This window comes from Pseudarthrobacter quantipunctorum (genome assembly GCF_045291495.1).
Taxonomy (GTDB): Bacteria; Actinomycetota; Actinomycetes; order Actinomycetales; family Micrococcaceae; genus Arthrobacter; species Arthrobacter quantipunctorum.
In genome coordinates, this window is the sequence record NZ_CP148033.1 from 2,663,469 (window position 1) to 2,688,551 (window position 25,083).

Genomic DNA, 25,083 nt, shown 5'->3' on the forward strand with positions numbered 1-25,083 from the left:
GTGGTGAATCTTGCTTGCGGAATGTGGGATGGGATCGGGCGGACAGTGGCTAGCGGCTCGCCCTGCCCACGGCCTTCCGCGCGTCCTTCTTGCGCTTCGTGACCTCAGGATGGTGCCTGGAAAGGGCGATCACCCCAACGATAGCAAGGGAGGCGGCTGTTCCCATGGCAATGGCCATCACGGCGTGGACATCCGGCCGCAGTTCCCCGAGGATCACAATGCCGATCGCTATGCCCACCAGCGGATCGATCACGGTGAGCCCTGCGATCACCAGGTCCGGCGGACCCGACGAGTAGGCGCTCTGGACGAACCACGACCCCAGCCCGCCCGCCGCGATAAGGGCCACCACGGAGTACCACTGCACGTTCAGCAGGAACAGCCCGTTCGGATCGAGCAGGTGTTTGCCGATGATCCGGGTCAGGACGGCCACGAACCCGAAAAGGACCCCGGCGCCCAGGATATAGACGAAGGCGTTGATCCGGTGCCTGAACATGACGGCCAGGGTGCCGAAGAGTCCGACGGCGAGCGCCAGCAGCAGCACGATGGTGACCTCGTCGGCGAGGGTTACGTCGTGGTTTTCCTGCGTGACGTTGACAGCCAGGAGGACGAAGAGCGCAGAGCCGGTCACGCACGCCGCGATGGCCACCACGGTTGCCCGGTTGATGGTGAGGTCCTGGTCCTTGGCATTGATGATCGTGGTGATCACCAGGGCGATGGCGCCGATGGGCTGGACAACCGTAAGCGGGGCAGAAACGAGCGCCACGGCGTTCATGGCCATGCCGGCACACAGCAACAGCAGGCCGAACACCCAGCGCGGATTCCGGAGCAGGCGCAGGAAGCCGTTGGAGCTCAGGGCAAGGCCGCCAGTGTCAGCTTTGACGGCACTCCCCTGGCGCTGCGCACCAAGGGCGAGGCAGAAGGCGCCAAGCAGCGCAAGACCGACTGCCACCCACACCATCAGGCGGCCCCGTCGTCGTGATGTGCCTGCATTCTGCCCTTTCGCAGGATGGCCCAGAAGTAGTTGTAGGCAGCAATCCAGTGCCCGACCAGGCCCAGGCCCAGGACTATCCACGCGGCGACGAACAACTCAGTGGGGAACCCTGTGTCCAGCCGTGAGAGGACCAGCAGGGGGGTTCCCAGCAGCAGCAGGCCGGTGCGCACCTTGCCCACCACGCTCACGGGAAGGTCCGGGTGGCCCCGGAAGAAGAACAGCGTCATGGTCAGCAGGACAGCGTCCGGGATCACCAGGGCGGCCAGGTAGAGCCAGTGGACGACGCCGGCAATCACCAGCGTGACAGCCACCGCTATGAGCGCCAGGCGGTCGGCGATCGGGTCCAGGACCCTGCCGAGTTTCGAGGTTTGGTCGAAGCGGCGGGCGATGTACCCGTCAACCCAGTCGGTGCTGGCCATGACGGCCAGCACCACAACGGCGGCACCGTATTCCTTTTGGCCCAGGACAAGCCAAATGAAGAGCGGCACCCCCATGAAACGCACCACGGTGAGAAGGTTGGGAATGGTGAACACGAGGTCGTGGTCCACCTGGGGGCGTCCGGGACGGGAGCCGGCACCAATGAACTTCACCCCGTCCCCCTTCCTTCCTGCTGCCCCCTGCGAGCGTTATTGCCGTTTTTCTCTGAACTTCCGCGGGCCGCCGGAACGCCCGCCCGCTACTGGTGCTAGTACGTCCGGAGGAGCTTGCGCACCAGGACCAGGAAGACGGTTCCCGCGGCGATGAAGGCTGCCAGCGGCTTCCAGCGTTGTTCCAGGTCTGCGGATCCGGACAATGCTGCGAACTTCTGCCCGGCAATGTCCCGGCCGTGGCCGGCCAGGGCCTGGCCTTCCCGCAGTTTGTCCTGGGCCGTTGCCAGCAGGTACCTGCCCTGGGTCTTGACGTCCAGTTCGGTGCCGAGTTCGTCGCGCACTTCGGTGAGGTGGTGGCGGCGCTGGCTGAGCCGGCGCACCAGCTCGGGTTCGGAGGCGTGCGGGAATTCCTTGTCGTGTTCAGCGGCCTTGGCTGCCTTCTCGGCCTTGGCCTTGGCAGCCGCTTCATCCTTTGCGGCCTTGGCAGCCTTGGCCTCGGGGCTGTTGGGATCAAGAACAGCGGGATTGAACGCGGAGCCTTCTTTGGCCACGCCGATATCGTGCTTGATGCCGCGGATGGTCTCCTCCGGCATGAGCGGCATGGCCTTCTTGAACTTCCGGGCGCCGATCAGGCCGCCGATCAGCGCTATCAGCAGGAAGGCCGCGGACACCAGGAGGGCGGCCAGCCAGGCGGGCATGATGGTTGCCAGCCCCATGATGGCTGCGACGATGAGGCCTACCACCAAGAAGAGAAGGAAAACGAGGGCGACGGCGAAAAAGGCAGCGGCAACCCCGACCTGGATTCCCTTGCGCTTGAGCTCGATCTTCGCGAAGGCGATTTCGTCGTTGAGCTGGCGCGGCGCCAACCGGAAAAGGAGTTTAAGCGTCCTGGGCAGCGCAGTGATGCGCAATCCCTGGCTGGTACGCCCGCTGTGACGTCCGCTCATCGGTTCCGCCTTACTGGTTATGGGTCGAATCGGCTTCCGTATGCTGCAGGAAAGTGCAGCTGCACAGTCCCCGCACCAAAACTATCATTCAGGTTAAGGGAGAACTTCGGGGCTTGCCGGGCGGCGTGCCCTACAACGCTGCAAAATTAGGCAGCGCCGGGCCTAGGATTGATCTCCGTGACCATACCCAGCAATCCGGGCGACCTTTTGAGCCGCCGCCGGAAACTCCTTTACATCCTGCTGCTCGGCGCCCTGACGGCGCTGGGTCCGTTCACGATCGACCTCTACCTTCCCGCGTTCCCGGCCCTGGAGGAGAGCCTCGGCGTGACCGAGGCCCAGGTCCAGCTGACCCTGGCTGGCACCACCGTGGGTTTCGCCATCGGCCAGCTGGTGGTGGGCCCCTTCAGTGACAGGTTCGGGCGCCGGACCCCGCTCATCATGGCAACAGCACTGCACATAGCGGCGTCCGTGGGTGCCGCCCTGTCCACGGACATCACCACCCTGGGCATTTTCCGTGTCCTGATGGGCGTGGGCGCTGCCGGCGGCGGCGTTGTGGCCATGGCAATGGTCCGGGACCTGTTTTCCGGCTATGCCATGGTGAAGATGTTTTCCCGCATGGCGCTGGTGAACGGCCTGGCACCGATCCTGGCGCCGGTGATCGGTTCACAGCTGCTCCTGGTGATGGAGTGGCCCGGGATCTTCGTGTTCCTTGCCGCCTACGGGACCCTGGTGATCGTCTCGGCCCTGTTCCTGGTCCGCGAGACCCTGCCGCCCGAAAAGCGCCGCCAGAGCGGCCTGACCGCCCGCCAGCGCTACCGGATCCTTTTCAGCGACAGGATATTCGTTGGGCTGCTGTTTGTAGCGGGGCTGAATTTTGGCGGCCTGTTCACGTACCTGTCCGCTTCCCCGTTCCTGTTCCAGGACGTTTTCGGCTTTTCCCCCCAGGAGTACGGCCTGCTGTTCGGCATCAACTCCCTGGGCATCGTTGCGGGCATCCAAACCAGCTCCCGCCTCATCCGCCGGGTGCCGCCGCAGTGGATCATTGCTGCCGCCACTGCCTGGATGTTCGTGATGGCCACGCTGATCGTGGTGTTCGACCAGCTGGGGTTCGGCCTCTGGGGCGTGCTGGTTCCCTTGTGGTTCTACATCCTGGGGACGGGCTTCATGTTCCCCTGCGTACAGGTGCTCGCCCTGGCCGGCCATGCGGGCCAGGCCGGCACCGCAGCCTCCCTGCTCGGATTCTCGACGTTCATGATGGCGGGGCTCATCTCCCCGGTTGTCGGCTGGCTGGGCATCACCAGCGCCGCCCCCATGGGCGCGGTGCAGGGAGCGTGCATCCTGCTTGCCATGGCAGCCCTGTGGCTGGTGGTCCGCCCACGTACCGTTCCCTCGATCCACTGACGCCATGAAGGACACCTCAAAGCGCAGGCCGCACCGCAACCGCCGGGGACTCTTCCTCGGTGCGGTGATTGGCGCCGTCGCGGGCTATTTTGCTGGCCGGGCCATGGGCAACCCCGCCATGGGCATTGTCCTGGGCATGATTGCAGGTTCGGCGCTGCTGTACCGGGTCAACCCGGGGCCCTGGAACCGCCCCTGACGCTGCCGCAACCGGGAGCAGGCGAAGCGTGTGGCGGACGTGGATGACCTGCCGACTGCAGAGTAGCCGCGATAAAATGGTGTTTGTGCCCACCTGGCAGGAACAACCGCCGCTTCCGGCCACATGGCAACGGTGCGATAACCGGATACTGCCACTGTGGTGGGAGCGGCTGTGCGCCCAGGCAGGCGAACAGTCGGCAGCGCTTTATGCCGCTGGGCTGTTCACGGAGGACCGCCGGCGGCCCATCGCGCAGTGGTTCAACCCCGCCTTCAACGCCGCGTTGCTGGTAGCCCCTGAGACCTCCCCCGAATGGCCCGTGCAGCGCTTCGGCATCTTCTACGCGCCACCAGACACCGGAGTGGTCCGCATCCATTCGGCTCCCCACGAGTGGAATCCCCGCCAGCCCCGGAAGTCACCCACGGAGAAAGAGGCGTTCCTGGCCGCCATTGTGGAGGCCGAGCGCTTTCTCCAGGTGGAAATGGACTTCGTCTAGAAAACAAAAATCCCCGTTCCTCCCAAGGGAGGAACGGGGATTTTTTCGGGTTGCTCCTCCTGCTGGACTTGAACCAGCAACCCTTCGATTAACAGTCGAATGCTCTGCCAATTGAGCTAAGGAGGAATGAAGCAGGTATGACATTAGCAAAGGATTCCGGACAAAGTGAAATCGGCATCCCTACCGCTCTGAAGGGCAGGGTCCGGCATAAAAAAATCCCCGTTCCGGAGGCCGGAACGGGGATTGCGCGCTCCTCCTGCTGGACTTGAACCAGCAACCCTTCGATTAACAGTCGAATGCTCTGCCAATTGAGCTAAGGAGGAATGAAGCGGGTATTAGCCTAGCAAAGACCCCCGCTGGAAGCGAAATCGGGGTCAGGCATCAGACCTGAGCGCCCGGCGTTCCATCTCCAGCAACATGAGTTCGCGGTTGAGGCGCTGGTAGGTTTCGGGATCAGCCGCAGGGTCCAGCCGCTGGAGCTGGCCCATCTTGTCCGCCTTGACCCGGGTGATCTGAAGTTCGAACAGCCGGGAGAGGATGTCCCGGCAATACTTCTGTACCGCTTCCTCGGTGCTGGCCGGCAGCGGAACAACAGCAAGCTCGGACACCAGGGGCCGCAGCGGTTCCGGAACCTCGTGCATCACGTGCTCAACCCACCGAACGGGGTCGGCGGCGAGGGCGGGGTCAGTGGCCCGCATGGCGTCGTGGACGGCCTGGAAGGCGGGGGTGGCAAAGCGGGCAGCCGAAAAGCGTTCCCAGACGCCGCCGACCAGGAGCGAGGGCTCCTGCAGGGCAACCTCCAGCGCCTGCCGTTCCATGGAGGCTACGGGGTCCCGGGGGTCGGGCCGGTGGTAGGACGGCACGGCTCCCGACGGCGGCCCTGCAGCAACGCCGGGACCTCCTGGTGCGGCTGCGGGTGCAGAGGGCGGCGCGGAAGACCGGGGAGCGGGGGCCCCGCCCTGGTCGCCGCGCTTGCCGGCGTTCTTGACTTCTGCCGTGACCAGGCGCAGCACCTCGTTTGGGTCCGGCATCCCCAGCCAGCCCGTGAGCGCCTGGCAGTAGCCCGTCCGGGTGGACGCGTCCCGGATGGCGGCAACCACCGGCACGGAGGCTTTCAGGCCCTGGACGCGCCCCTCCACGGTGTCCAGGTTGAACTGCTTCAAGGTGGTCCGGATAGCGAACTCGAAAAGCGGCCGGCGGGACTGCACCAGGGCGTGCACGGCTTCATCGCCCCTGCTTTGGCGCAGGTCGCAGGGATCCGCGCCGGAGGGCTCCACCGCCACGTAGGTCTGGGCGGTGAAGCGCTGGTCCTCCTCGAAGGCGCGCAGCGCGGCTTTCTGCCCGGCGGCGTCGCCGTCGAAGGTGAAAATGACCTCTCCCCCGGTGCCGTCGTCGGAGAGCAGGCGGCGGGCAATCTTGATGTGCTCGGTGCCGAACGCGGTGCCACAGGTGGCCACCGCCGTCGTGATTCCTGCAAGGTGGCAGGCCATCACGTCCGTGTAGCCCTCCACCACCACCAGCTGCCTGTCCTTGGCGATGCTGCGCTTGGCGAGGTCGATGCCGTACAGCACCTGGGATTTCTTGTAGAGAGCGGTCTCGGGGGTGTTGAGGTACTTGGGGCCCTGGTCGTCCTCAAAGAGCTTGCGGGCGCCGAAGCCGATGGTGTCCCCTGCGATATCCCGGATGGGCCAGATCAGGCGGCCGCGGAAACGGTCATAGATCCCCCGGTTTCCTTCGGAGAACATGCCCGTCAGCTTCAGCTCGGCATCTGTGAACCCCCGCCCGCGCAGGTGTTTGAGGAGCGCGTCCCAGCCTTGCGGGGCGTAGCCGCAGCCGAAGTGCTCCGCCGCCGCGCGGTCAAAGCCGCGGCCGTGCAGGAAGGTCCGGGCCTCCGCCGCCCCTGGGGTCAGCAGCTGGGCGCGGAAGAATTCGTCGGCGATCTTGTGGGCGTCCAGCAGCCGCTGCCTGCGCCCCACTTCCTCCCGGTTGGGGCCGGTTCCGCCGTCCTCATACCGCAGCTCGTAGCCGATCCGGGCGGCCAGCTTCTCCACGGCTTCCTGGAACGAACTGTGGTCCTGCTTCTGCACGAACGCGATGACGTCGCCGTCCTCGCCGCAGCCAAAGCAGTGGTACCGGCCAACCTGCGGCCGGACGGTGAAGGAGGGGGAACGTTCGTCGTGGAAGGGGCACAGGCCTTTGAAAGTCCCCAGCCCGGCGCCCTTGAGCGTGACGTAGCCGTCAACCACTTCCTTGATGTCCGTGCGCTGGCGTACTTCGTCTATATCTTCGCGTTTGATCAGCCCAGGCACAGAGCCATCCTAGCCTTGGGGTACGACGGCGATGAGCGCCACGTGGGATTCCTCACCACAGCGACGGCAGGCTCCCCACCAGCCGCTCGTACATGGCCAGTGCCGAGCCGTCGGTGAGCGACGCCACCTGGTCGATCACCACGCGAAGGCGCGCACCGTCGTCGGGCGCGTCCCTCCAGTCCGCCGCGAACATCGGTTCCAGGTGGCGGTCACCGGTGGCGCTCAGGGCCGTGACCAGGGCGTGGAGCACCTCCCGCTGGCGCTCGTAGATGGGCTGGCGGTGCTCGGTGGTCATCACGAACGTGGTGGCCAGGCCCTTCATGACGGCGATCTCCATGACGGTCTCGTCCGGAACCATGAGTTCGGCGTTGAAACGCGTCAGGTTCTCCGGACCGTACACGGCTCGGGTGGTTTCCAGCGCGCTCTGGCAGAACCTGCCAATCAGCTGGCTGGTCATGTTTTTCAGGGCCGCCATGGACTTGCGGCTGCCGTCGGCCTCGCGGACCCACACATCCGTGGCTTCAAGCCGGGCCAGGGCGGCGTCGATGGCGGCGGGATCGTTGTGCGGCAGATACCACTGCTTGGCGTACCCCACCACCCGGGCGCGGTGGTCCGGGTTGTCCATCCAGCGCAGCTGGAAGTGCCCCGCCACGATTGCGTCCTCGACGTCGTGCACCGAGTAGGAGATGTCGTCAGCAAGGTCCATCACCTGGGCTTCCAGGCAGGAGCGGCGCTCCGGAGCCCCCTCCCGGATCCAGTTGAAGATCGGCAGATCGTCCTCATAGGCGCCGAACTTGCTGGTCCGCTGGCCGTGGATCACCGGGGCTTCCAGCGCGGACCACGGGTATTTGGCTGCCGCATCCAGGCTGGCCCTGGTGAGGTTCAGGCCTGCGGGCTGGCCGTCCGGCGTCAGCACCTTGGGCTCCAGCCGGGTCAGGAGGCGGAGGGTCTGGGCGTTGCCCTCGAAGCCGCCGATGGCGTGGGCCACCTCGTTGAGCGCCGATTCCCCGTTGTGCCCGAACGGCGGGTGGCCGAGGTCGTGGCTGAGGCAGGCGGTGTCCACGACGTCCGGATCGCAGCCAAGGGAACGCCCCAGCTCGCGGCCCACCTGGGCCACCTCGAGGCTGTGGGTCAGGCGGGTGCGGACAAAATCATCCGTGTCCGGTGCCACCACCTGGGTCTTGGCGCCCAGCCGGCGGAGCGCCGAGGAATGGAGCACCCGGGCACGGTCCCGTTCAAAATCGGAGCGGTAGACGTTCTTGGGCGGCTCCTCCACCCACCGGGCGGAGTCGTGGGTGTCGTAGCCCGGCAGGACGGGGGCGGCAGTGCGCGTCTCAGCCACCGGAAACATCCAGTTCCGCCGCGGAGATGTCCCGCGACTGGTCGGCGTTGAGGGCCCGGGACTCGAGCCAGTCCTTCGGCAGCGCGGGGCGCTTGGGTGAGCCGGCACGGCCGCGGGGGCCTTCGGCATCGACACCCGGGTAGGGAGAGGCGGTGTCCAGTTCGTCCAGGGCGGCGCGCAGCTCCTCGAGGCTGTTCACCAGCGCCATCCGGGTGCGGAGTTCGCCGCCCACCACGTAGCCCTTGAAATACCAGGCGATGTGCTTGCGGATCTCCCGCAGCGCCTTGCCCTCGTCACCGAACGTCTCCACCATCAGTTCGGCGTGCCGGTAGACGCCCTGGGCTACCTGGCCCAGATTCGGCTTGTGCCGGGTGTCGCTGCCTTCGAAGGCCGCCTGCAGGTCACCGAACAGCCAGGGCCGGCCCTGGCAGCCGCGGCCCACCACCACGCCGTCAACCCCGGTTTCGCGGACCATCCGGACCGCGTCTTCAGCGGACCAGATGTCACCGTTGCCCAGCACTGGGATGTCCGGCAGGGCCTCGCGGAGGCGCGCGATGGCGGACCAGTCGGCCTGTCCGGAGTAGAACTGCGCGGCCGTGCGGCCGTGAAGGGCGACGGCGGCAACCCCGGAATCGCGGGCGATGCGGCCGGCGTCGAGGTACGTGAGATGGTCGTCGTCGATGCCCTTGCGCATCTTGATGGTCAGCGGGACATTGCCCTTCGACGCCTCCCTGACGGCGGTCTGCACGATGGAGGTGAAAAGGTCGATCTTCCAGGGCAGGGCCGAGCCGCCGCCCCGGCGGGTGACCTTGGGCACCGGGCAGCCGAAGTTCAGGTCTATGTGGTCCGCGCGGTTCTCTTCCACCAGCATCCGCACGGCGCTGCCGACCGTGACCGGGTCCACGCCGTACAGCTGGACGGACCGGACCTTTTCGTCGTCGTCGTGGGAAATAATCCGCAGCGATTCCGGGGTCCGTTCCACCAGGGCACGGGAGGTCACCATCTCCGCCACGTACATGCCGCCGCCGTATTCACGGCAGAGGCGGCGGAAGGCGGAGTTGGTGATGCCGGCCATGGGAGCCAGGATCACTGGCGTGTCCACGGTGATGGGACCCAGCTTCAGGGGCGGGAGTTCCAGCTTGGGGGCGGGAGGAGTTGCTGCAACAGTCACCTGTCCATTGTTGCAAAGCCGGGCAAATCGGGCGGCCGGCCGTGTTGGTCAGTTGAAGTGGTCAACCGGGGTGGTCAGCCGGTGTGGTTCAGCCGCGGTCCGCCCGGCGTCCCCGCCTGATGGCAGGTGCGTCGTCCTGGTCTCCGGCGGCAAGGCGCGACTGGCGGTTAAGGGCCGCGGCCGCCAGCGACCCGGTGTCAGTCACTCCCGGTTCATCCTGTCCGATTGCTTCCGGCGCCTGTGGCGCCGGCGCCTCCGGGACTCCTGCCCGGACTCCGGTGGCCTTGACCACCAGCACGGCGATCAGCGTGGTGACCGGAATGGCCAGGACCAGGCCGATGGAGCCCACAAGGGTGCGGATGACTTCCTCGGAGAGCTCCGCGCTGGTAAGGGTGTCGGCGAGCGGGCGGTCGTACAACATCACGATGATGAGGATGGGCAGGGCCGCGCCGGCATAGGCGAATGCGATGGTGTAAACAGTGGACGCGATGTGGTCGCGCCCGATCCGCATGGCCGAGGTAAAGAGTTTCCGGGCACTGCTGCCCGGCGCCAGTTCGTAGAGTTCCCACACCGCGGAGGACTGGGTGATGGTCACGTCATTGAGGACGCCCAGGCCGGAGATGATGAGCCCGCAGAGGATGACCCCGGAGATGGAAATGTTGGCGGAGGTGTTGACCAGGGTGGTTGCCTCGTGGTTCCCCACCCCGGCAAGGTTAGCCGCACCGGTTGCCCACGCAGCCAGGAGCGCCGTGATCCCCAGCCCGAACATGGTGCCCAGCAGTGCGGTGGAGGTCCTGGCGGAGAAGCCGTGGGCGAAGTACAGGACCCCGATCATGATCACCGTTGATCCCACCAGGGCCAGCAGGAGCGGCGGTTTTCCTTCCACCAGCCCGGGAAGCATGAAGCTTGCCAGCACGAAGTAGGCGCCCACAAGCCCGATTAGGGCGCGCAGTCCCCTCCAGCGGGCCACGGCTATCACCACCGCTGCGTACAGCAGTGCCAGCAGGACGATCGGCAGGGTCCGCACGAAGTCGACGAAGATGAAGGCGGGCGAACCCTGGGCGGCGGACGCGCCCGGGGCGTTGGACAGGTTCAGGTACCGGATCTGGTCGCCGGGCTTCACCCCGTGGGATTTGGCGACGTCCGGGTTGATCACCACCTTGACCGGGCTTCCGCCCTTGTCCGGCTCCGTGAAGGCAAAGGTGCAGTCGGACCCCTGTTGGCTTTGCTGGCCCTGCTGGTTCTGGGCCTGGCCGCCCTGGCTCTGCTGGGCAATGCCCTGCATGCAGTTTTCCGTCACCACGCTTTGGATGGTGCCGGTGTCGAAGGTGACCCCGGGTGCGGCAGAGTAGGGGTTGGCCAGGGAGATGCCCTCCTTGCTGCCCGAGGGCCAGAGCATCGCCATCCCCGCGAGGGTGAGGAGCGTCAGCGGAATCAGCACTGCCGCGAGGATGCGGTTTGCCTTCCGCCGGGCAGCCATCGCCTGCGGCGTCGGCTCCGAATGACCTGTGGAAGCGTGGGAGTGACCGGACCCCATCAGCTGTAGAACCTCATACGTTGAACTCTACGTCCGGCACCATAGGGTTGATAAATGGATCATCGGGGACTGGGAGGTACCAGGTATGGCCAACAGCAATTCGGAAAACGGCGGCTCGCGCCCGTCCGAAGCATCAGGCACTGCCCGCGAGGCAGTGCTCAGCGTCCGGGAATCGTCAGGTCCCACCCGGGGAGTTGCCCTGGTCCTGCACGGGGGCAAGTCCCAGAGCCGTGAGCCCGTGGAGGCCAGGCACCTGAGCCCGGCAAGGATGGTGCCCTTCGCGTGGGACCTGCACCGCGCCGGCCGGAAGCACGGGCTGGCCGTGTGGTCGCTCCGCAACAGCGTTCGGGGCTGGAATGGCCCGGACATGTCGCCGCTGCAGGACGCCCGCTGGGCACTCGCCAGGATCCGGGAACAGCACCCGGATGTGCCGGTGTTCCTGGTGGGCCATTCCATGGGCGGGCTCACCGCCGTGTGCGCCGCGGACCACCCAGGGGTGGAGGCCGTCGTCGCCCTTGCCCCCTGGCTCAACCCGGCAACTCCCACGTCCGGAGTCGCCGACCGCAAGGTGCTTATTGTCCACGGGACCACAGACAGGTGGACGAGCGCCTCGGCGTCCCTGCTCTTCGCGCGGCGCGCCTCTGCCGAGGCCGCCAGCATGCAGTACGTTGCCCTCAAGGGTGCAGGCCACTTCATGCTCCGCAAGATCGGGGTGTGGCAGACGCTGACCACCGGCTTTGTGATGAAGGCGTTCTCCGAAAGCATTGGCAGTGAGCTCCCCCTGCCCGCGGATTTCACCAGGCTGCTGCCGGAATCGTCCGTCCAGGTGACTCTGTAGGGACGATTCCATGGCATGGCGTCCCGTACCCAATGACCTCTTCTACCGTGTGATTGTCCGCGGTGGACTCCTGCTTCGCCGGGTCTTCCGGATCCGGATCATCAGCAGCGGGACGGAACACCTGCCGCCTTCGGGGCCACGGACCGGCACCTCCAGGGCCGTGGTTCCGGGCAGCGGCGCCGTTCTTGCCATCACGCACTTTGGCTACGTCGATTTTGCCGTCGCCGAGCTCCTGCTGTGGAAGCACTCGCGCGCGGAGCTGCGGTTCCTGGTCCATCAGGGCGCCGCCGATCATTGGCTTGCCGGGCCGGCCATCAGCGCTGCCGGCCACGTGGTGGTTGGGTACAGCGGCCGGGCTGACTCCTATGATGCGGCGGTGGCCAAGCTGCGCGCCGGTGAGTATGTTGGCGTGTTCCCCGAGGCGGGCGTGAGCCGCAGCTTCACCGTGCGCGAGTGCAGGACCGGCGCGGTCCGGATGGCGGCCGAAGCCGGGGTTCCGGTCATCCCCGTCGCCGTCTGGGGCGCCCACCGGATCCTTACCCGCGGCCACGGTTTTTCGGCCGGAAGGACATGGCGGGCACCGGTCCGGATCCATGTGGGTGAGCCGCTGGCCTTCGCGCCGGGCGACGATGTTGACGCCGGCACTGCGGAACTCCGTGTCCGGCTCCAGGACGGGATCGCGAAGTGCATTGGGGACTTTCCGCTGCAGCCGGTGCCCGGCGCCTGGTGGATGCCCGCGGACCTGGGCGGCAGCGCGCCGACCGAACCCGAGCGGCAGGTACTCGATGCACAGGACGCAGCCAAGGGCCGCCGTCGTGGTCACCGCCCAAGCTAGGCAGCAGCAGATGCCGAAACGGGACTCCATAACGGCACCTGCTGCGACCTGGGTGGGTGGCGGCGCCTAGTCGGAGACCACCAGGGTCTCCGCGCCTGCCAGCCGGGCTTTGCCGTTGTCGAGCAGGGGCTCGACGGCGGCACGGAGGGCGGCCATGGAGTCGTCCAGTTCCAGCATGACCGGGTGCTGGTACGCGATCAGCGCGAGCATGTCGCGGACGGCTTCAGCGGCGTCGTCCGGGGCAAGTGCGGGCTCGTGGCCGACGAAGACGTCCGTGGGCGCTTCAGGCCCGGCGTCATCCTGGCCTGGCGCCGCGTCCGGGTTGGCCGGCGCGGCGTAGCTCACGGCGAAGGCCCGGATCCGGCCCTTCTTGCTGGGTGCAACGTTTGTCCCGAACGCCGACTCGGGCCGGGCACGCAGCACGATTGCGCCGTGCGCACCGGTGAGGTCGTCCAGGAAGAGCTTCTGCACCTGGCCCACCGACAGTACGCCCGGCGAATCCCAGCCGTGGATGGAGGTGTAGTACCTGCCCACAACGTCGGTGAGTTCCACGGAGCCCGTGGCCAGGTCCATCACGACGTCGGAGCCGGCGTTCTCATCGTTGGCCGGAGCGCCGTCGTTGCCGTCGGCAGGAAACACCGGCAGCCGCAGGGCTCCCGGTTCAATGACCACCAGCCGGGAACGCTGGATGGGCTCCAGTTCGAAGGCCTCAGCGAAGGCGGCCCCCGGGGTGCCCGGCTCCACCTTGGCGCGGAGCTTGGTAACGCCCGACGGCGAGTGTGCAGCTTCGCGGCGCAGCATCGCCAGCAGGGTGGCACCGATGCCGGCGCGCCGGTGGTCCCGAGCCACCTCTATGTAGGTCCAGAGCCGCTCGGGATGCAGGGAAGCTTCGTAGACAACGCCGGCGGCAACCGGAATCCCGACGCCGTCGATCACGTCCTCGGCCACAATGCAGCGCCGCCACGGCATGCCGTTGGTCCCGGCAGAGGAAACCGCCAGCGCGCCGCGGAACTGGCGCGCCTGGTGGGTTTCGGGGTCGCCCCAGATTTCCAGCAGCGCCAGGTCGTCGCCTTCCCGCCATTCGCGGTATTCGATGGCCATGCTCAGGCGCCGATCAGGCGTGCGGCCAGGTAGCCTTCCACCTTGTCCAGGGAGACGCGTTCCTGGCTCATGGTGTCCCGCTCGCGGATGGTCACGGCCTGGTCCTCGAGGGTGTCGAAGTCCACGGTGATGCAGAACGGGGTGCCGATCTCGTCCTGCCGGCGGTAGCGGCGGCCGATTGCGCCGGCGTCATCGAAGTCGATGTTCCAGTTCTTGCGCAGCTGGGCGCCGAGGTCCTTCGCCTTCGGGGACAGGTCCTCGTTGCGGCTCAGCGGCAGGACTGCGGCCTTGACCGGCGCCAGCCGCGGATCCAGCTTCAGGACAGTGCGGACGTCCACGCCGCCCTTGGCGTTGGGGGCCTCGTCCTCGGTGTAGGCGTCCACCAGGAACGCCATGAAGGAGCGGGTCAGGCCCGCGGCAGGCTCGATCACGTACGGGGTGTAGCGCTCGTTGGTGGCCTGGTTGAAGTAGCTCAGGTCCGTTCCGGAGGCTTTGGCGTGGGTGGAGAGGTCAAAGTCGGTGCGGTTGGCGATGCCTTCCAGCTCACCCCACTCGGAACCCTGGAAGCCGAAGCGGTACTCGATGTCCGTGGTGCCCTTGGAGTAGTGGCTGAGCTTTTCCTGCGGGTGCTCGAAGAAGCGCAGGTTCTCTTCCCGGATGCCCAGGCCGGTGTACCAGGCCATGCGCTCCTTCATCCAGTACTGGTGCCACTCTTCGTCCGTGCCAGGCTCGACGAAGAACTCCATTTCCATCTGCTCAAACTCGCGGGTGCGGAAGATGAAGTTGCCCGGAGTGATCTCGTTGCGGAAGGACTTGCCGATCTGGCCTATGCCGAACGGCGGCTTCTTTCGGGACGTAGTGAGCACGTTGTTGAAGTTCACGAAGATGCCCTGCGCTGTTTCGGGGCGCAGGTAGTGCAGGCCCTCTTCGCTGGCAACGGGACCCAGGTAGGTCTTGAGCAGGCCGGAGAATTCCTGCGGTTCGGTCCATTCGCCGCGGGTGCCGCAGTTGGCACAGGCGATGTCCTTGAGGCCGTTCTCGGCGGGGCGGCCCTTCTTTTCCTCGTACTCTTCCTCGAGGTGGTCCGCGCGGTAGCGCTTGTGGCAGGAGAGGCATTCAACGAGCGGATCCGAGAAGACCTCAACGTGGCCTGAGGCCTCCCAGACCTGGCGGGGCAGGATCACGGAGGAGTCCAGGCCCACCACGTCCTCGCGGCCGCGGACCATGGACTGCCACCACTGGCGCTTGATGTTTTCCTTCAGCTCGGCGCCGAGGGGCCCGTAGTCCCAGGCAGAGCGCGAACCACCGTAGATCTCACCGGCCTGGAACACGAATCCCCTGCGCTTGGAGAGGGAGATGACCTGGTCGAGTACGGATTTTGCTGCCATGGGGGTAACTCCAATTTCTACAGGGCCGCTGGGTGCGGTCCGCGGTTTCTGGCCCCGGCGGAACCAGCGGCGGGATACCTCTGGCTGCGGGGCGGGTGAAGGAAAATGCGAAAAAGCTGCGTGCCCTAGCCTACCGGCCGCTGCCTGCCCGGATGTTATCTGCGCAGACGCTACCTGCGCAGGGCGCCCCGCGGCCAGGGCAGGGTGGCCAGGATGATGGCGGCGAGGGTAAGGACGGTGCCCAGGACCGTGGCCGGCGCCACTATTGTTCCCGGCGTTGGCAGCACCACATCGAGGGCGAGCGAGCCGAGCAACTGCCCGGCGATCATGCCCAGCCCGGTGACCAGCACGCCCAGGCTCCGGACCAACAGCGCACCAAGGCCGATGAAAACGCATCCCATGGGACCGCCAAGGTAGTACCACCACTCAGCGGGCAGCGGGTTCCCCGGTCCGGCCACCGAGACTTTGACCGCGTAGGCCGTCCACAGCACAACGGAGCCCGCAATGAAATTGACCAGGGTGGCCGCGATGGGTGTGCCGTAGTGGACGGTGGCCGTTCCGTTCATGGCCTGCTGGAAGCTCATCAGGAACCCTGCCGCCACCGGCAGGAGGAGCGGGACCAGGAGCGCTGCGGGCCCGCCTGTTCCTGCGCCGCCGTCGGCCGCCACCCCCGGGGTGCCGCCCGCTGCGGCGAACCGTGGTGACACAGCCCAGGCGACGGCGGCGATGGTCAGGAGGCAGCCGATGACGCGGATGGCCGTGACTTGTTTCCGGCCCGCCGGTCCAATGCCGAGCTTGTCCACCAGCAGGCCGCTGACCGTCTGGCCGGTGACAGTTGCCACGGTGAACAGCGCCACGCCCAGGATGCCCACCGTGAAGGACTGCGCGAAGACGAAGAGCGCACCGATGCCGCCGGCAAGGACGTAGATGCGCGGAAACGCTTTGCTGCGGACCGCGGGCAGGATCCTGGCCAGGCCTGCCCGGCCGCGCGGCAGGAGCAGCGAGATCAGGACCATCACCACCAGGCCTGTGCTGAAGCTCACCACCGCAGCGGCGATGCCGTCATCGAGGCGGGTGCCGAGGGCGCCGTTAATCCGGCCCTGGACGGGAATGGCGAGGCCCGCGCCCACCGCGAGTGGAAGGCCTGCGAGCAGCGGCAGGCGGGGGCTGGAAGTCATTGAATCAACCCTACGTCAGGCATCATTGCATCTATGAGCAATGTTGAAGAGATCACCATCCGCGACAGCATGATCCGCCTGGGCCAGCTCCTGAAGCTCGCCAACCTGGTGGAGGACGGTGTGGAGGCCGCGGAGCTCATCAAGAACGGGCTGGTCAAGGTCAACGGGGAGATCGACGACCGCCGCGGCCGGCAGCTGCACAATGGCGACACCGTGACGGTGAACGGCCAGACCGTGAAGGTCGTCGCGCCCGGGGCCTGACCGCGGCCTGCCGGAAGCCAGGCAGCGGCCGTTCGGACTCCGCAGCCGCCAAGCGGCCGCCATGCCGCCGCCCGCCGTCGTTCTTCCTACTTCTTTAGGACCTCGTGGGTGAGGAACTCCCCCACGTGCCCGATCTCCTGCTGGTTGATACCGTGCCACATGCCGGTGTAGAGAACCTTGGTGAGCTTGACGTGCTTGCGCACCCAGCCCATGGTGAAGTCGATCTTGTCCGGTGTGATCACGGGGTCCTGCTGGTCCCGGCCCCAGAACATGGGCACGGTGCCGTCCAGCTCGAAGTCCTTGAAGCTGGGATCTTCACCGGCGTCCACCACGAAGCCCGAAAGCCCGACGACGGCGGCGAAGTCCGTGGGCCTCTGGCGCAGGAGCGTGGTGGCCATGGCCATGCCCATGGAGAAGCCCAGCAGTGATACGGACGGGTGCCCTGCCTTGATGGCGTCGATCCATTCGAGCACGTAGGCCGATGCTTCCTTGACGCGGTCCAGCGAGTAGTCGATGGAGGCCGTGAGCGGGAACCAGGTGAACCCCGGACCCATGGCAATGGGGGCCCGGACGGACGCGACGGCGAAGCCGCCGGGCAGCAGGTCGGCCAGGCTCAGCAGGTCCTGTTCGTTTGCGCCGTAGCCGTGCAGGAGCACCAGCAGGGGCTTGCCATCGCGCTGGTCCTCCGGATGGGACCACAGGACAACAGGGGCAGGAAATACTTCGGCGTCAGTCATGGTTTCCATTCATACCAGTTACCCACAGGTAACTACCTACGTTGGCGTAGCCAGGGAAGCGAAAGGCAGGATAGGACCGTGAGTGACACAAGCGCCATCGAGACCCCATCCATGACCGCCGGCTCCCACCCGTGGACCCGGTATGTGGCCATGGGTGACTCCTTCACGGAGGGCATCGGGGATCCCGAGCCTTCAAGCCCGGGCGGGTACCGCGGCTGGGCGGACCGCGTTGCCGAGGAACTGGGCCGGATCCAGCCGGACTTCGCCTATGCCAACCTTGCCGTCCGCGGCCGGCTCCTGCAGCAGATCGTGGACCAGCAGCTCGCCCCGTGCCTTGCGCTGAAGCCTGACCTCGTCACGCTTTCCGCGGGCGGCAACGACCTGTTGCGGAGGGGAGGGGACCCCGACGTCCTCGCCGCGAAGCTCGATTCCGTGGTTCAGATCCTCACCATGGGCGGCGCCACGGTGGTGCTGTTCAACGGCCCGGACACCGGTACGTCCGTGCTCGGCAGGATCCGCAGCAAGGTTGCCATCTACAACGAGAACCTGCGGACAGTGGCCGCCCGGCACGACGCCGTCATTGCGGACATGTGGTCCCTCCGCCAGCTCGGCGACCCCCAGATGTGGGACGAGGACCGGCTTCATTTCTCGCCCCTGGGCCACCACACCATTGCCGCCATGGTGCTGGATTCACTGAACGTGGAGCACACCCTGCAGCCACTGCAGCCCAAGCCGTTCCCGCCACGGAGCTGGCGGGAGGCGCGTTCCGGGGACCTGGTATGGGCCCGCCAGTACTTTGTGCCGTGGGTGCTGCGCCGGCTGCGCAACCAGTCGTCAGGGGACGGCATCACGGCGAAGCGGCCGACGCCGGGTCCCGTCTTTGGTCCGGGCGTTCCGCTGGGATCCGGCGAGGGTCCGCTGGGGCAGGCCGCCGGGAGCCGAAACTGAGTCCGTTGTAAACGCGCCGGGGTTAAGCTGGAGGGACACACACGAGAGGCTTAGCACCGTGAGCAACCTGTTTTTCTGGATCATCATCCTGTCATTCGTGATTCCGATGGCCATGCGGATGTACCGGAAGTCCGTGGCCCGCCGGAACCAGGAGCAAACCTTCTCGGGACGGTACCCGGAGCAGTTCCCCGGCGCCGGGCAATTCCCCGAGCCGGGTGGCTTTGGCTCCAACGGTCCGCAGAGCAAGCAGCCGCGGGACGGCTTCACCCAGCAGGACTACCTCGCGGGCGGTTTCCGCCAGATCGAGCGGCCGGCGCCTCTCCCGCCCAACCAGCCCCTGCCGCCAATCCAGCCCGTCCCGCCCACGGACCAGCAGTTCCCGCCGTACGGGCAGCAGCCTTACGGACAGCAGCCGTACGGGCAGAACCAGCGCGAAGAAGCCCCGCAGCAGCCCGCTGCCCCCGCCACTCCCCCGCCGCCGTCGGCCCCTCAGGGGTTCCGCGCGCGCAAGCTCGCGGAACTGGACCAGCAGTACAGCAACGGTGAGCTGTCCGTCGAGGAGTACATGGCCCGCCGCAGCGAGATCATGAACGGCTAGGAAGCAACCAGGCGCCGCCCGTATCAGTCGACCTGGGGGAATCCCAGGTCGATGACCGACGTTGCCGGGTCCGGCCAGCGGGTGGTCACTACCTTGCCGCGGGTGTAGAACCGGATGCTGTCCGGGCCGTACATGTGGGTGTCACCGAACAGGGAGTTCTTCCAGCCGCCGAAGGAGAAGGTGCCCACCGGCACCGGAATGGGCACATTCACGCCCACCATCCCGGCCTCGACGTCGAACTCGAACTGCCGCGCGGCGCCGCCGTCGCGGGTGAAAATGGCAACCCCGTTGCCGAACTCGTTGTCATTGACCAGGCGGACAGCGTCACTGTAGCTGTCCACGCGGACCACGGACAGGACCGGGCCGAAGATCTCGTCGTCGTAAACCTTCATGCCGGGCTTGACGTGGTCCACCAGGCTGACGCCGATGAAGAACCCGTTCGAATCGAACTGCTGTGACCGGCCGTCCACCACCACCGTGGCACCCTCGTTTTCGGCGCCGGCAACGTAGGAGGCCACCTTCTCGCGGTGTTCGGCCGTGATCAGCGGACCCATCTGGGATGCCGGGTCGGTGCCGGGTCCGATTTTCAGGGTGGCCATCCGGCTCTTGATGGCAGCCACGAGGTCATCGGCGATGCTGCCCACGGCCACGAGCACACTCACCGCCATGCAGCGCTCGCCCGCAGAACCGTAGGCGGCGGAGATGGCGGCGTCGGCGGCCATGTCCAGGTCCGCATCAGGCAGGACCACCATGTGGTTCTTGGCTCCGCCCAGGGCCTGGACGCGTTTGCCGTGGTCCGCTGCCCTCTTGTAGATCGACTGGGCGATGGGCGTTGATCCAACGAAGCTGACCGCTTTGACATCCGGATGTTCCAGGAGGGTGTCAACAGCTTCCTTGTCGCCCTGGACCACGTTCAGGACACCGGCCGGAAGTCCTGCCTCGGCGAAGACCTCTGCGATGAACACGGCAGAGGACGGGTCCTTCTCGCTGGGTTTCAACAGCACCGTGTTGCCGCACGCCAGGGCGCTGCCGATCATCCACAGCGGCACCATGGCGGGGAAGTTGAACGGGGTAATGCAGGCCACCACGCCCACGGGCTGCCGGACGGAGTGGACATCCACACCGCTGGACACCTGCTCGGAGCGTTCTCCCTTGAGCATGTGGGAGAGGCCGGTGGCGAACTCGATGTTCTCCAGTCCGCGGGAAATTTCCCCCTCGGCGTCGGAGAGCACTTTGCCGTGCTCGCTGGTCAGGATGGCGGCGAGCTCGGACTTGCGCTCGTTGAGTATTTCGCGGACGCGGAAAAAGATGTTGGTCCGCTTGGCGAGGCTCGCAGCCCGCCAGGCCGGCAGCGCGGCTTTGGCAGCGGCAATGGCTTCCTCAACCCTGGCCGCTGAGGCAAGCGCCACCTGCTTTTCCTGCTCGCCGGTGGCAGGGTTGAAGACGGGGCCGAATCGCTCGGCATCGGTGACGCGGCTGCCATTGATGTAATGCGGAATAGTGTGCACGGAGGTCTCTTTCTAAGGGAGTTCAGATGGCTGGGGCGTGGACGGCGGGCTCGCGGAGGCAGCTACTTCGCTGCGTCGAGCGAGCCATCGGCAAGCTTGATGATCATGGAGCAGTCTTTGCCGGACTCGCCTGCGTCAATGAGGCGCTGGTACAGCTGCTGCACGTGCCTGCCAATTTCCAGCGGTGTGCCGGTGTCCTCGGCAGCGCTGATGGCCAGGCCGATGTCCTTGTTCGCCAGTTCCGCTGTGAACGTGGGTGCGAAATCATTGTTGGATGCTGCGGTGGGAACGACGCCCGGAACGGGATACCAGGTCCGCAGCGCCCAACTGTCGCCAGAGGAGACCGAGGCGATGTCCCAGAACACCTTCTTGTCCAGGCCCAGCCTGTCGGCCAGCACGGCACCCTCCGCCGTGGACGCCAGGTTGATCAGCAGCATCAGGTTGTTGCAGATCTTGGCCGCCTGCCCCGTGGTGGGTCCGCCGGTAGGGATGACGTTGGCGGCCATCGGCTCGATGAAGCGGCTGGCGTCCGCTACGGCACCAGGTTCGCCGCCCACCATGAACGTCAGCGTTCCAGCCTTTGCGCCGCTCATGCCGCCCGAAACCGGGGCGTCGACGAAGCGGAAGCCGGCGGCAGCGGCGGCGTCGTGCAGTTCCTTCGCCGCGGCGATGTCGATGGTGGAGGAATCGATGAGGAGGGTACGCGTATCGGCGTGCGCCAGCACCCCGTCCCCGCCGAGGTAGACCGCCTTTGCATGTTCGCCTTTCGGAAGCATGGTGAAAACGGCGTCGGCGCCCGCCACGACTTCTGCGATGCTGCCTGCCGGCTTCACCCCTCCGGTTTCTGCGGCGGCGAGGGCACCCGGGTTGAGGTCGAACCCCCGTACGTCGTGCCCGGCCTTTGCGAGGTTCGCCGACATCGAACCGCCCATGTTCCCCAAACCGATCCAACCAATGACTGCCATGGCATAAGCTCCTTTGCTTTTTCTCCGGCCGACGGCCGCAAGGTCTGTGTCCACCCTCACATCCCGCTAAAGTGCAATCAAGACAAAAATTCACAGAGGCCATGTGCATGGATGCACATGGTTGGGAGGTAGGGATGGCGCAGCTTCCGAGTCCGGACGATTTACTCATTCTGTTGACTGTGGCCCGGCTTGGGCGTTTTAACGCCGTCGCCGAAACGCTGGGCACAACACACACCACCATTTCGCGCCGGATCCTGGCACTGGACAGGCAACTGGGCGGCCGCACGCTGGAGCGCACCCCGCACGGGTGGGAACTGACGGAGCTCGGGGCTTCGGCCGTGGCCGCGGCGGAAAGGATCGAGGAAACGTTGGGGTTGCTGGCCGCTGCCACAAGCCAGGACCGGGACGCCCTGTCCGGCATGGTGCGCATCAGCACCTCGGACGGTTTCGGCGCCGAATTCGTGACACCGGCGCTGGTCCGCCTCCAGCAGCGGCATCCGATGCTGAACGTGGAGATGTTGAGCGCCACGCGGAGGGTCAGCCAGAACCGCTCCGGCGTGGACCTGGAGGTGGTGGTGGGCCGCACCGACGTGAGCAACGCGCAGGCCATCTTCCTGACCAATTACTTCCTCCGGCTCTACGCCAGCCCCGCCTACGCCGCGGAGCGCGGCTTGCCGGAGACGCCCGACGGCGTGCGGCAGCACGGATTCGTCTCCTATGTTGAGTCCGCGCTCCAGGTTGCCGAGCTGGGGCACCGCTCCTCCCAGCTGCCCATGCCCAGATCAAGTTTCCAGGCAACGAGCATCTTCGCCCAGGTGGAGGCGGTGCGCCGGGGCGCCGGAATAGGGCTGCTGCCAAACTTCATGGTGGCGCGCAACCCGGAGTTCGTTCCGGTGCTCGCTGACGCCTTCCAGCGCCAGGTCCCCATCTGGGCAGTGGCACGGCCGGAATCGCTGCGGTCCGCCCGGGTCCAGGCCGTGATTGGCGCGCTCCAGCAGGAGGTGGCGGTGCGCCAGGACCTGTTGGCCGCGTGACCTGCTGGCGGCCTGAACTGTCAGCGACTTGGTAATTTGCGACCTGCGTGTTGGCAGCCGGCCCGGCTTCAGGCCTGGAAAAGCCGCCTCACCACCTGCCCGGCGGCGAGCGCATCGAGTCCTTCGTTGATCTCGGCGAGGGGCCTGGTGTCGGTGTGCAGCAGCTCCACTGGCAGCCGGCCGTCCCGCCAGTAACCCAGGTAGAGGGGAATGTCCCGGTCCGGTACGGCGTCGCCCATGTACGAGCCCAGCAGCCGCTTGCCCGCCCCGGCGAACTGCAGGGCAGGCACTGTCAGCTCTGCGGTGGGGTGCGGCAGGCCGACGGAGACGACGGCGCCGCCCCTCGTCACGTGCCCAAGGCAGGACGCGATCACCCGGGCCGAGCCCACCGCCTCGACCGCGATGTCCACACCGTCACCGGCAGCTTCCGCGATCAGGCGGGCGGCGTCCTCCGGGGTCCCCACCGCTGTTGCACCGCACTCCATGGCCAGCCCGTGCTTGGCTGTGTTGGGGTCAATGGCAATGACGGCGGAAGCACCCGCGAGCGCCGCAGCCATGACGGCCGAAAGCCCCACCGCGCCGAGCCCGAAGACAGCCACCGACTGGCCTTCCTGGATGGCGGCCGTGTTGAGGACGGCGCCCATTCCGGTGAGCACGGCGCAGCCAAACATCGCCGCGACCGTGTCAGGGACGTCGTCGTCGATCACCACCACTGACTCCCGGGCAACCACCGCATAATCCGCGAAGGCCGACACCCCAAGGTGGTGGTTGATCCGCTCCCCCGCGGGCGTGCGCAGCAGGGCTTCGCCGTGCAAAAGGTCACCGGAGCCGTTGACCTCAGCGGCCCGGTGGCAGAGCGCGGGCCGCCCCGCCCGGCAGGCCCGGCAGGAGCCGCAACTGGGAACGAAGACGAGGACCACGTGGTCCCCTACGGACACGTCCGTGACGCCTTCACCCACCGCGGCCACCCGCCCTACCGCTTCATGCCCCAGTGCCATGGGAAGCGGCCTGACGCGGGAACCGTCCACCACTGACAGGTCTGAATGGCACAGGCTGGAGTAGGTGATTGTGACGCCAAGCTCGCCGGCGCGGGGTTCGGGACGGCTGAGCTCCTGGACCACCAGGGGCCGTGCTTCGGTATAGCTGGTGCCTGAAGGAACTGTGGAATAAAGGACTGCTGCTCGCATGGTGTTCCTGACCTTAAGTGTGTGGACAGGCGGCTGCCCGGACCTGCGGTGCGTGCAGGTCCGGGCAGCTGCCCTGTCCGTGGTGCTGTGCCGTGAGGACTACTTGGCGGCTATTTCTTGGCGGCGGCCAGCAGATCGGCCGTGCCCTGTGCGTCGGCGGCATCGACATCATGAAGTGAGATGCCGCGGGTTTCCTTGAGGAAGAAGACAGCGACCGCCGTCACTACGCAGGCGCCCAGGAGGTAGAACGCCACCGGAAGGGACGAGCCGAAGCTGCCCAGGAGCGAGCTGGCGATGATGGGCGCCAGCGAGCCGGCAACGATGGAGGTCACCTGGTAGCCCAGGGAAACGCCCGAGTACCGCATGCGGGTGGGGAACATTTCCGCCATGATGGACGGCTGGCCGGCGTACATGAGGGCGTGGAACAGCAGGCCGATGGTGATGGCGGCCAGGATGATGAAGTCGTTGGCGGTGTCCATCATGGGGAATGCGAAGAAGCCCCAGGTTCCGGCGAGGATTGCGCCGGCCATGTATACCGGGCGGCGTCCCAGGGAGTCCGACATCTTGCCCACCAGCGGGACTGCGCAGAAGTGGATGAAGTGTGCCACCAGCAGGAGGAGCAGGATGCGGGACGTGTCCGTCTGCACAACCACTTTCAGGTAGGTGATGGAGAACGTGACAACAAGGTAGTAGAGGATGTTCTCCGCGAAGCGCAGGCCCATGGCGGTGAACACACCGCGGGGGTACCGGCGGAAGACTTCGGCCACACCGTAGCCCTTGTTCTCGACGGTGACTTCCTTGCGGGCCTCCAGGAAGATCGGTGCGTCCTGGACCTTGGTGCGGATGTAGTAGCCAATGATGACGATCACTGCGGAGAGCCAGAAGGCTACGCGCCAGCCCCAGCCGAGGAAAGCTTCGGGCGAAAGGGTGGAAGACAGGGTGAACAGCACGGCCGTGGCGAGCAGGTTGCCCATGGGGACGGCGGACTGCGGCCAGCTGGACCAGAAACCGCGGGACTTGCTGGGGCTGTGTTCGGCGACGAGCAGCACCGCGCCGCCCCATTCGCCGCCTACTGCGAAGCCCTGGACGAAGCGCAGGAACACCAGCAGCGCAGGCGCCCAGTAGCCGATCTGCGCAAATGTCGGCAGGCAGCCCATGAGGAAGGTGGCAACACCCACCAGGATGATACTCAGCTGCAGCAACTGCTTGCGGCCAAACTTGTCGCCGAAGTGGCCGAAGACGATGCCGCCGATGGGGCGGGCAACGAAGCCGACGGCGTAGGTGACGAAGGCTGCAATGATGCCGTCCAGCTCTGTACCGGAGTTGGGGAAGAACAGCTTGCCGAACACGAGCGTGGCGGCGGAGGCGTAAAGGAAGAATTCGTACCACTCAACCACGGTGCCGGCCATGGAGGCCGTGACGACTTTCTTCAGGCCGGAGGCCTTGACATCGGTTTCCTCGGGCCGCCGCGCGGCGGACTTTTCCGTACTCATTGATGAACTCCTTCGGCGTCTTCTTCGACACCACT

At 66.5% G+C, this 25,083-nt stretch carries 24 protein-coding genes and 2 tRNA genes; 9 read left to right on the plus strand and 17 right to left on the minus strand.

Features of this window, described 5'->3' with window-relative positions; all coding sequences use genetic code 11:
* Positions 1 to 49 precede the first annotated feature (49 nt).
* The 3 genes from WHH00_RS12115 to WHH00_RS12125 form a co-directional block, all read right to left on the minus strand.
* Entirely contained in the window at positions 50 to 958 is a 909-nt protein-coding gene (locus WHH00_RS12115) for a DMT family transporter (RefSeq protein ID WP_406633060.1), read from the minus strand.
* Positions 958 to 1,581, minus strand: coding sequence for a CDP-alcohol phosphatidyltransferase family protein (locus WHH00_RS12120; RefSeq protein WP_406633062.1), 624 nt, complete (start codon positions 1,579 to 1,581; stop codon positions 958 to 960). Before WHH00_RS12120 ends, WHH00_RS12115 begins: the two co-directional genes overlap by 1 nt.
* Before the next feature lie 95 nt (positions 1,582 to 1,676).
* A complete protein-coding gene (locus WHH00_RS12125) occupies positions 1,677 to 2,528 on the minus strand; it encodes a phage holin family protein (RefSeq protein ID WP_406633064.1) in 852 nt (283 codons plus the stop codon).
* 177 nt (positions 2,529 to 2,705) lie between these two features.
* Here WHH00_RS12125 and WHH00_RS12130 point away from each other — a divergent pair, with 177 nt between their 5' ends.
* From WHH00_RS12130 to WHH00_RS12140, 3 genes are all read left to right on the plus strand, one after another.
* The gene (locus tag WHH00_RS12130; protein ID WP_406633066.1) at positions 2,706 to 3,929 is read left to right on the plus strand and encodes a multidrug effflux MFS transporter; all 1,224 of its coding nucleotides are present in this window, start codon (positions 2,706 to 2,708) and stop codon (positions 3,927 to 3,929) included.
* A 4-nt stretch (positions 3,930 to 3,933) separates the two neighbouring features.
* On the plus strand, positions 3,934 to 4,125 hold the full coding sequence (locus WHH00_RS12135; protein ID WP_406633068.1) for a hypothetical protein: 192 nt from the start codon (positions 3,934 to 3,936) through the stop codon (positions 4,123 to 4,125).
* Positions 4,126 to 4,210: 85 nt separating this feature from the next.
* On the plus strand, positions 4,211 to 4,618 hold the full coding sequence (locus tag WHH00_RS12140; protein ID WP_231455324.1) for a hypothetical protein: 408 nt from the start codon (positions 4,211 to 4,213) through the stop codon (positions 4,616 to 4,618).
* A 53-nt stretch (positions 4,619 to 4,671) separates the two neighbouring features.
* On the opposite strand, the gene WHH00_RS12145 is transcribed toward WHH00_RS12140, so the two are convergent.
* From WHH00_RS12145 to WHH00_RS12170, 6 genes are all read right to left on the minus strand, one after another.
* A tRNA-Asn gene (locus WHH00_RS12145) sits at positions 4,672 to 4,744 on the minus strand.
* Between the two features lie 124 nt (positions 4,745 to 4,868).
* Positions 4,869 to 4,941, minus strand: a tRNA-Asn gene (locus WHH00_RS12150).
* A gap of 51 nt (positions 4,942 to 4,992) precedes the next feature.
* Complete coding sequence (gene dnaG, locus WHH00_RS12155; protein WP_406633070.1) at positions 4,993 to 6,927, minus strand: DNA primase; 1,935 nt, start codon at positions 6,925 to 6,927, stop codon at positions 4,993 to 4,995.
* 52 nt (positions 6,928 to 6,979) lie between these two features.
* On the minus strand, positions 6,980 to 8,278 hold the full coding sequence (locus WHH00_RS12160; RefSeq protein WP_231455322.1) for a deoxyguanosinetriphosphate triphosphohydrolase: 1,299 nt from the start codon (positions 8,276 to 8,278) through the stop codon (positions 6,980 to 6,982).
* Positions 8,262 to 9,440, minus strand: a complete 1,179-nt coding sequence (gene dusB, locus WHH00_RS12165; protein ID WP_406633072.1) for a tRNA dihydrouridine synthase DusB — start codon at positions 9,438 to 9,440, stop codon at positions 8,262 to 8,264. Before dusB ends, WHH00_RS12160 begins: the two co-directional genes overlap by 17 nt.
* Positions 9,441 to 9,528: 88 nt before the next feature.
* Positions 9,529 to 10,920, minus strand: a complete 1,392-nt coding sequence (locus tag WHH00_RS12170) for a YibE/F family protein (protein ID WP_406633074.1) — start codon at positions 10,918 to 10,920, stop codon at positions 9,529 to 9,531.
* A 142-nt stretch (positions 10,921 to 11,062) separates the two neighbouring features.
* Here WHH00_RS12170 and WHH00_RS12175 point away from each other — a divergent pair, with 142 nt between their 5' ends.
* On the plus strand, positions 11,063 to 11,815 hold the full coding sequence (locus WHH00_RS12175) for an alpha/beta hydrolase (RefSeq protein ID WP_406633076.1): 753 nt from the start codon (positions 11,063 to 11,065) through the stop codon (positions 11,813 to 11,815).
* Positions 11,816 to 11,825: 10 nt separating this feature from the next.
* On the plus strand, positions 11,826 to 12,650 hold the full coding sequence (locus WHH00_RS12180; RefSeq protein WP_406633078.1) for a lysophospholipid acyltransferase family protein: 825 nt from the start codon (positions 11,826 to 11,828) through the stop codon (positions 12,648 to 12,650).
* A gap of 66 nt (positions 12,651 to 12,716) precedes the next feature.
* Here the strand turns inward: WHH00_RS12180 and WHH00_RS12185 are convergent, their stop codons facing one another.
* The 3 genes from WHH00_RS12185 to WHH00_RS12195 form a co-directional block, all read right to left on the minus strand.
* The gene (locus tag WHH00_RS12185) at positions 12,717 to 13,751 is read right to left on the minus strand and encodes a GNAT family N-acetyltransferase (RefSeq protein WP_406633080.1); all 1,035 of its coding nucleotides are present in this window, start codon (positions 13,749 to 13,751) and stop codon (positions 12,717 to 12,719) included.
* A gap of 2 nt (positions 13,752 to 13,753) precedes the next feature.
* Positions 13,754 to 15,139 (minus strand): glycine--tRNA ligase, encoded by a 1,386-nt coding sequence (locus WHH00_RS12190; protein WP_104185255.1) that lies wholly within the window; start codon positions 15,137 to 15,139, stop codon positions 13,754 to 13,756.
* A 170-nt stretch (positions 15,140 to 15,309) separates the two neighbouring features.
* Complete coding sequence (locus WHH00_RS12195) at positions 15,310 to 16,317, minus strand: DMT family transporter (RefSeq protein ID WP_406633083.1); 1,008 nt, start codon at positions 16,315 to 16,317, stop codon at positions 15,310 to 15,312.
* 33 nt (positions 16,318 to 16,350) lie between these two features.
* On the opposite strand from WHH00_RS12195, the gene WHH00_RS12200 reads away from it, so the two are divergent.
* Positions 16,351 to 16,578, plus strand: a complete 228-nt coding sequence (locus WHH00_RS12200; RefSeq protein ID WP_231455315.1) for an RNA-binding S4 domain-containing protein — start codon at positions 16,351 to 16,353, stop codon at positions 16,576 to 16,578.
* An 86-nt stretch (positions 16,579 to 16,664) separates the two neighbouring features.
* Here WHH00_RS12200 and WHH00_RS12205 read toward each other — a convergent pair whose 3' ends face one another.
* Positions 16,665 to 17,315 (minus strand): alpha/beta hydrolase, encoded by a 651-nt coding sequence (locus WHH00_RS12205; RefSeq protein ID WP_406633084.1) that lies wholly within the window; start codon positions 17,313 to 17,315, stop codon positions 16,665 to 16,667.
* A gap of 78 nt (positions 17,316 to 17,393) precedes the next feature.
* On the opposite strand from WHH00_RS12205, the gene WHH00_RS12210 reads away from it, so the two are divergent.
* The gene (locus tag WHH00_RS12210; protein ID WP_406633086.1) at positions 17,394 to 18,263 is read left to right on the plus strand and encodes an SGNH/GDSL hydrolase family protein; all 870 of its coding nucleotides are present in this window, start codon (positions 17,394 to 17,396) and stop codon (positions 18,261 to 18,263) included.
* 58 nt (positions 18,264 to 18,321) lie between these two features.
* The gene (locus WHH00_RS12215) at positions 18,322 to 18,861 is read left to right on the plus strand and encodes a hypothetical protein (RefSeq protein WP_406633087.1); all 540 of its coding nucleotides are present in this window, start codon (positions 18,322 to 18,324) and stop codon (positions 18,859 to 18,861) included.
* A gap of 23 nt (positions 18,862 to 18,884) precedes the next feature.
* On the opposite strand, the gene WHH00_RS12220 is transcribed toward WHH00_RS12215, so the two are convergent.
* Together WHH00_RS12220 and mmsB are read right to left on the minus strand one after the other, a co-directional pair.
* Positions 18,885 to 20,369, minus strand: coding sequence for a CoA-acylating methylmalonate-semialdehyde dehydrogenase (locus WHH00_RS12220; RefSeq protein ID WP_406633089.1), 1,485 nt, complete (start codon positions 20,367 to 20,369; stop codon positions 18,885 to 18,887).
* 62 nt (positions 20,370 to 20,431) lie between these two features.
* Positions 20,432 to 21,334: a 3-hydroxyisobutyrate dehydrogenase gene (gene mmsB, locus WHH00_RS12225; protein WP_406633091.1), complete on the minus strand. Its 903-nt coding sequence runs from the start codon at positions 21,332 to 21,334 to the stop codon at positions 20,432 to 20,434.
* A gap of 134 nt (positions 21,335 to 21,468) precedes the next feature.
* On the opposite strand from mmsB, the gene WHH00_RS12230 reads away from it, so the two are divergent.
* Positions 21,469 to 22,368, plus strand: a complete 900-nt coding sequence (locus WHH00_RS12230) for a LysR family transcriptional regulator (protein WP_406633093.1) — start codon at positions 21,469 to 21,471, stop codon at positions 22,366 to 22,368.
* A 68-nt stretch (positions 22,369 to 22,436) separates the two neighbouring features.
* Here the strand turns inward: WHH00_RS12230 and WHH00_RS12235 are convergent, their stop codons facing one another.
* Complete coding sequence (locus tag WHH00_RS12235; protein ID WP_406633095.1) at positions 22,437 to 23,555, minus strand: alcohol dehydrogenase catalytic domain-containing protein; 1,119 nt, start codon at positions 23,553 to 23,555, stop codon at positions 22,437 to 22,439.
* A gap of 110 nt (positions 23,556 to 23,665) precedes the next feature.
* Complete coding sequence (locus WHH00_RS12240) at positions 23,666 to 25,048, minus strand: MFS transporter (protein ID WP_406633097.1); 1,383 nt, start codon at positions 25,046 to 25,048, stop codon at positions 23,666 to 23,668.
* Positions 25,049 to 25,083 lie beyond the last annotated feature (35 nt).

Excerpts from the sequence above, each read along its gene's own strand:
- WHH00_RS12115 (WP_406633060.1), bottom strand. The coding sequence starts at position 958 with ATGGTGTGGGTGGCAGTCGGTCTTGCGCTGCTTGGCGCCTTCTGCCTC.
- WHH00_RS12125 (WP_406633064.1), bottom strand. The coding sequence starts at position 2,528 with ATGAGCGGACGTCACAGCGGGCGTACCAGCCAGGGATTGCGCATCACT.
- WHH00_RS12135 (WP_406633068.1), top strand. The coding sequence starts at position 3,934 with ATGAAGGACACCTCAAAGCGCAGGCCGCACCGCAACCGCCGGGGACTC.
- WHH00_RS12160 (WP_231455322.1), bottom strand. The coding sequence starts at position 8,278 with ATGTTTCCGGTGGCTGAGACGCGCACTGCCGCCCCCGTCCTGCCGGGC.
- WHH00_RS12170 (WP_406633074.1), bottom strand. The coding sequence starts at position 10,920 with ATGGCTGCCCGGCGGAAGGCAAACCGCATCCTCGCGGCAGTGCTGATT.
- WHH00_RS12175 (WP_406633076.1), top strand. The coding sequence starts at position 11,063 with ATGGCCAACAGCAATTCGGAAAACGGCGGCTCGCGCCCGTCCGAAGCA.
- WHH00_RS12180 (WP_406633078.1), top strand. The coding sequence starts at position 11,826 with ATGGCATGGCGTCCCGTACCCAATGACCTCTTCTACCGTGTGATTGTC.
- WHH00_RS12185 (WP_406633080.1), bottom strand. The coding sequence starts at position 13,751 with ATGGCCATCGAATACCGCGAATGGCGGGAAGGCGACGACCTGGCGCTG.
- WHH00_RS12190 (WP_104185255.1), bottom strand. The coding sequence starts at position 15,139 with ATGGCAGCAAAATCCGTACTCGACCAGGTCATCTCCCTCTCCAAGCGC.
- WHH00_RS12195 (WP_406633083.1), bottom strand. The coding sequence starts at position 16,317 with ATGACTTCCAGCCCCCGCCTGCCGCTGCTCGCAGGCCTTCCACTCGCG.
- WHH00_RS12200 (WP_231455315.1), top strand. The coding sequence starts at position 16,351 with ATGAGCAATGTTGAAGAGATCACCATCCGCGACAGCATGATCCGCCTG.
- WHH00_RS12205 (WP_406633084.1), bottom strand. The coding sequence starts at position 17,315 with ATGACTGACGCCGAAGTATTTCCTGCCCCTGTTGTCCTGTGGTCCCAT.
- mmsB (WP_406633091.1), bottom strand. The coding sequence starts at position 21,334 with ATGGCAGTCATTGGTTGGATCGGTTTGGGGAACATGGGCGGTTCGATG.
- WHH00_RS12230 (WP_406633093.1), top strand. The coding sequence starts at position 21,469 with ATGGCGCAGCTTCCGAGTCCGGACGATTTACTCATTCTGTTGACTGTG.
- WHH00_RS12235 (WP_406633095.1), bottom strand. The coding sequence starts at position 23,555 with ATGCGAGCAGCAGTCCTTTATTCCACAGTTCCTTCAGGCACCAGCTAT.
- WHH00_RS12240 (WP_406633097.1), bottom strand. The coding sequence starts at position 25,048 with ATGAGTACGGAAAAGTCCGCCGCGCGGCGGCCCGAGGAAACCGATGTC.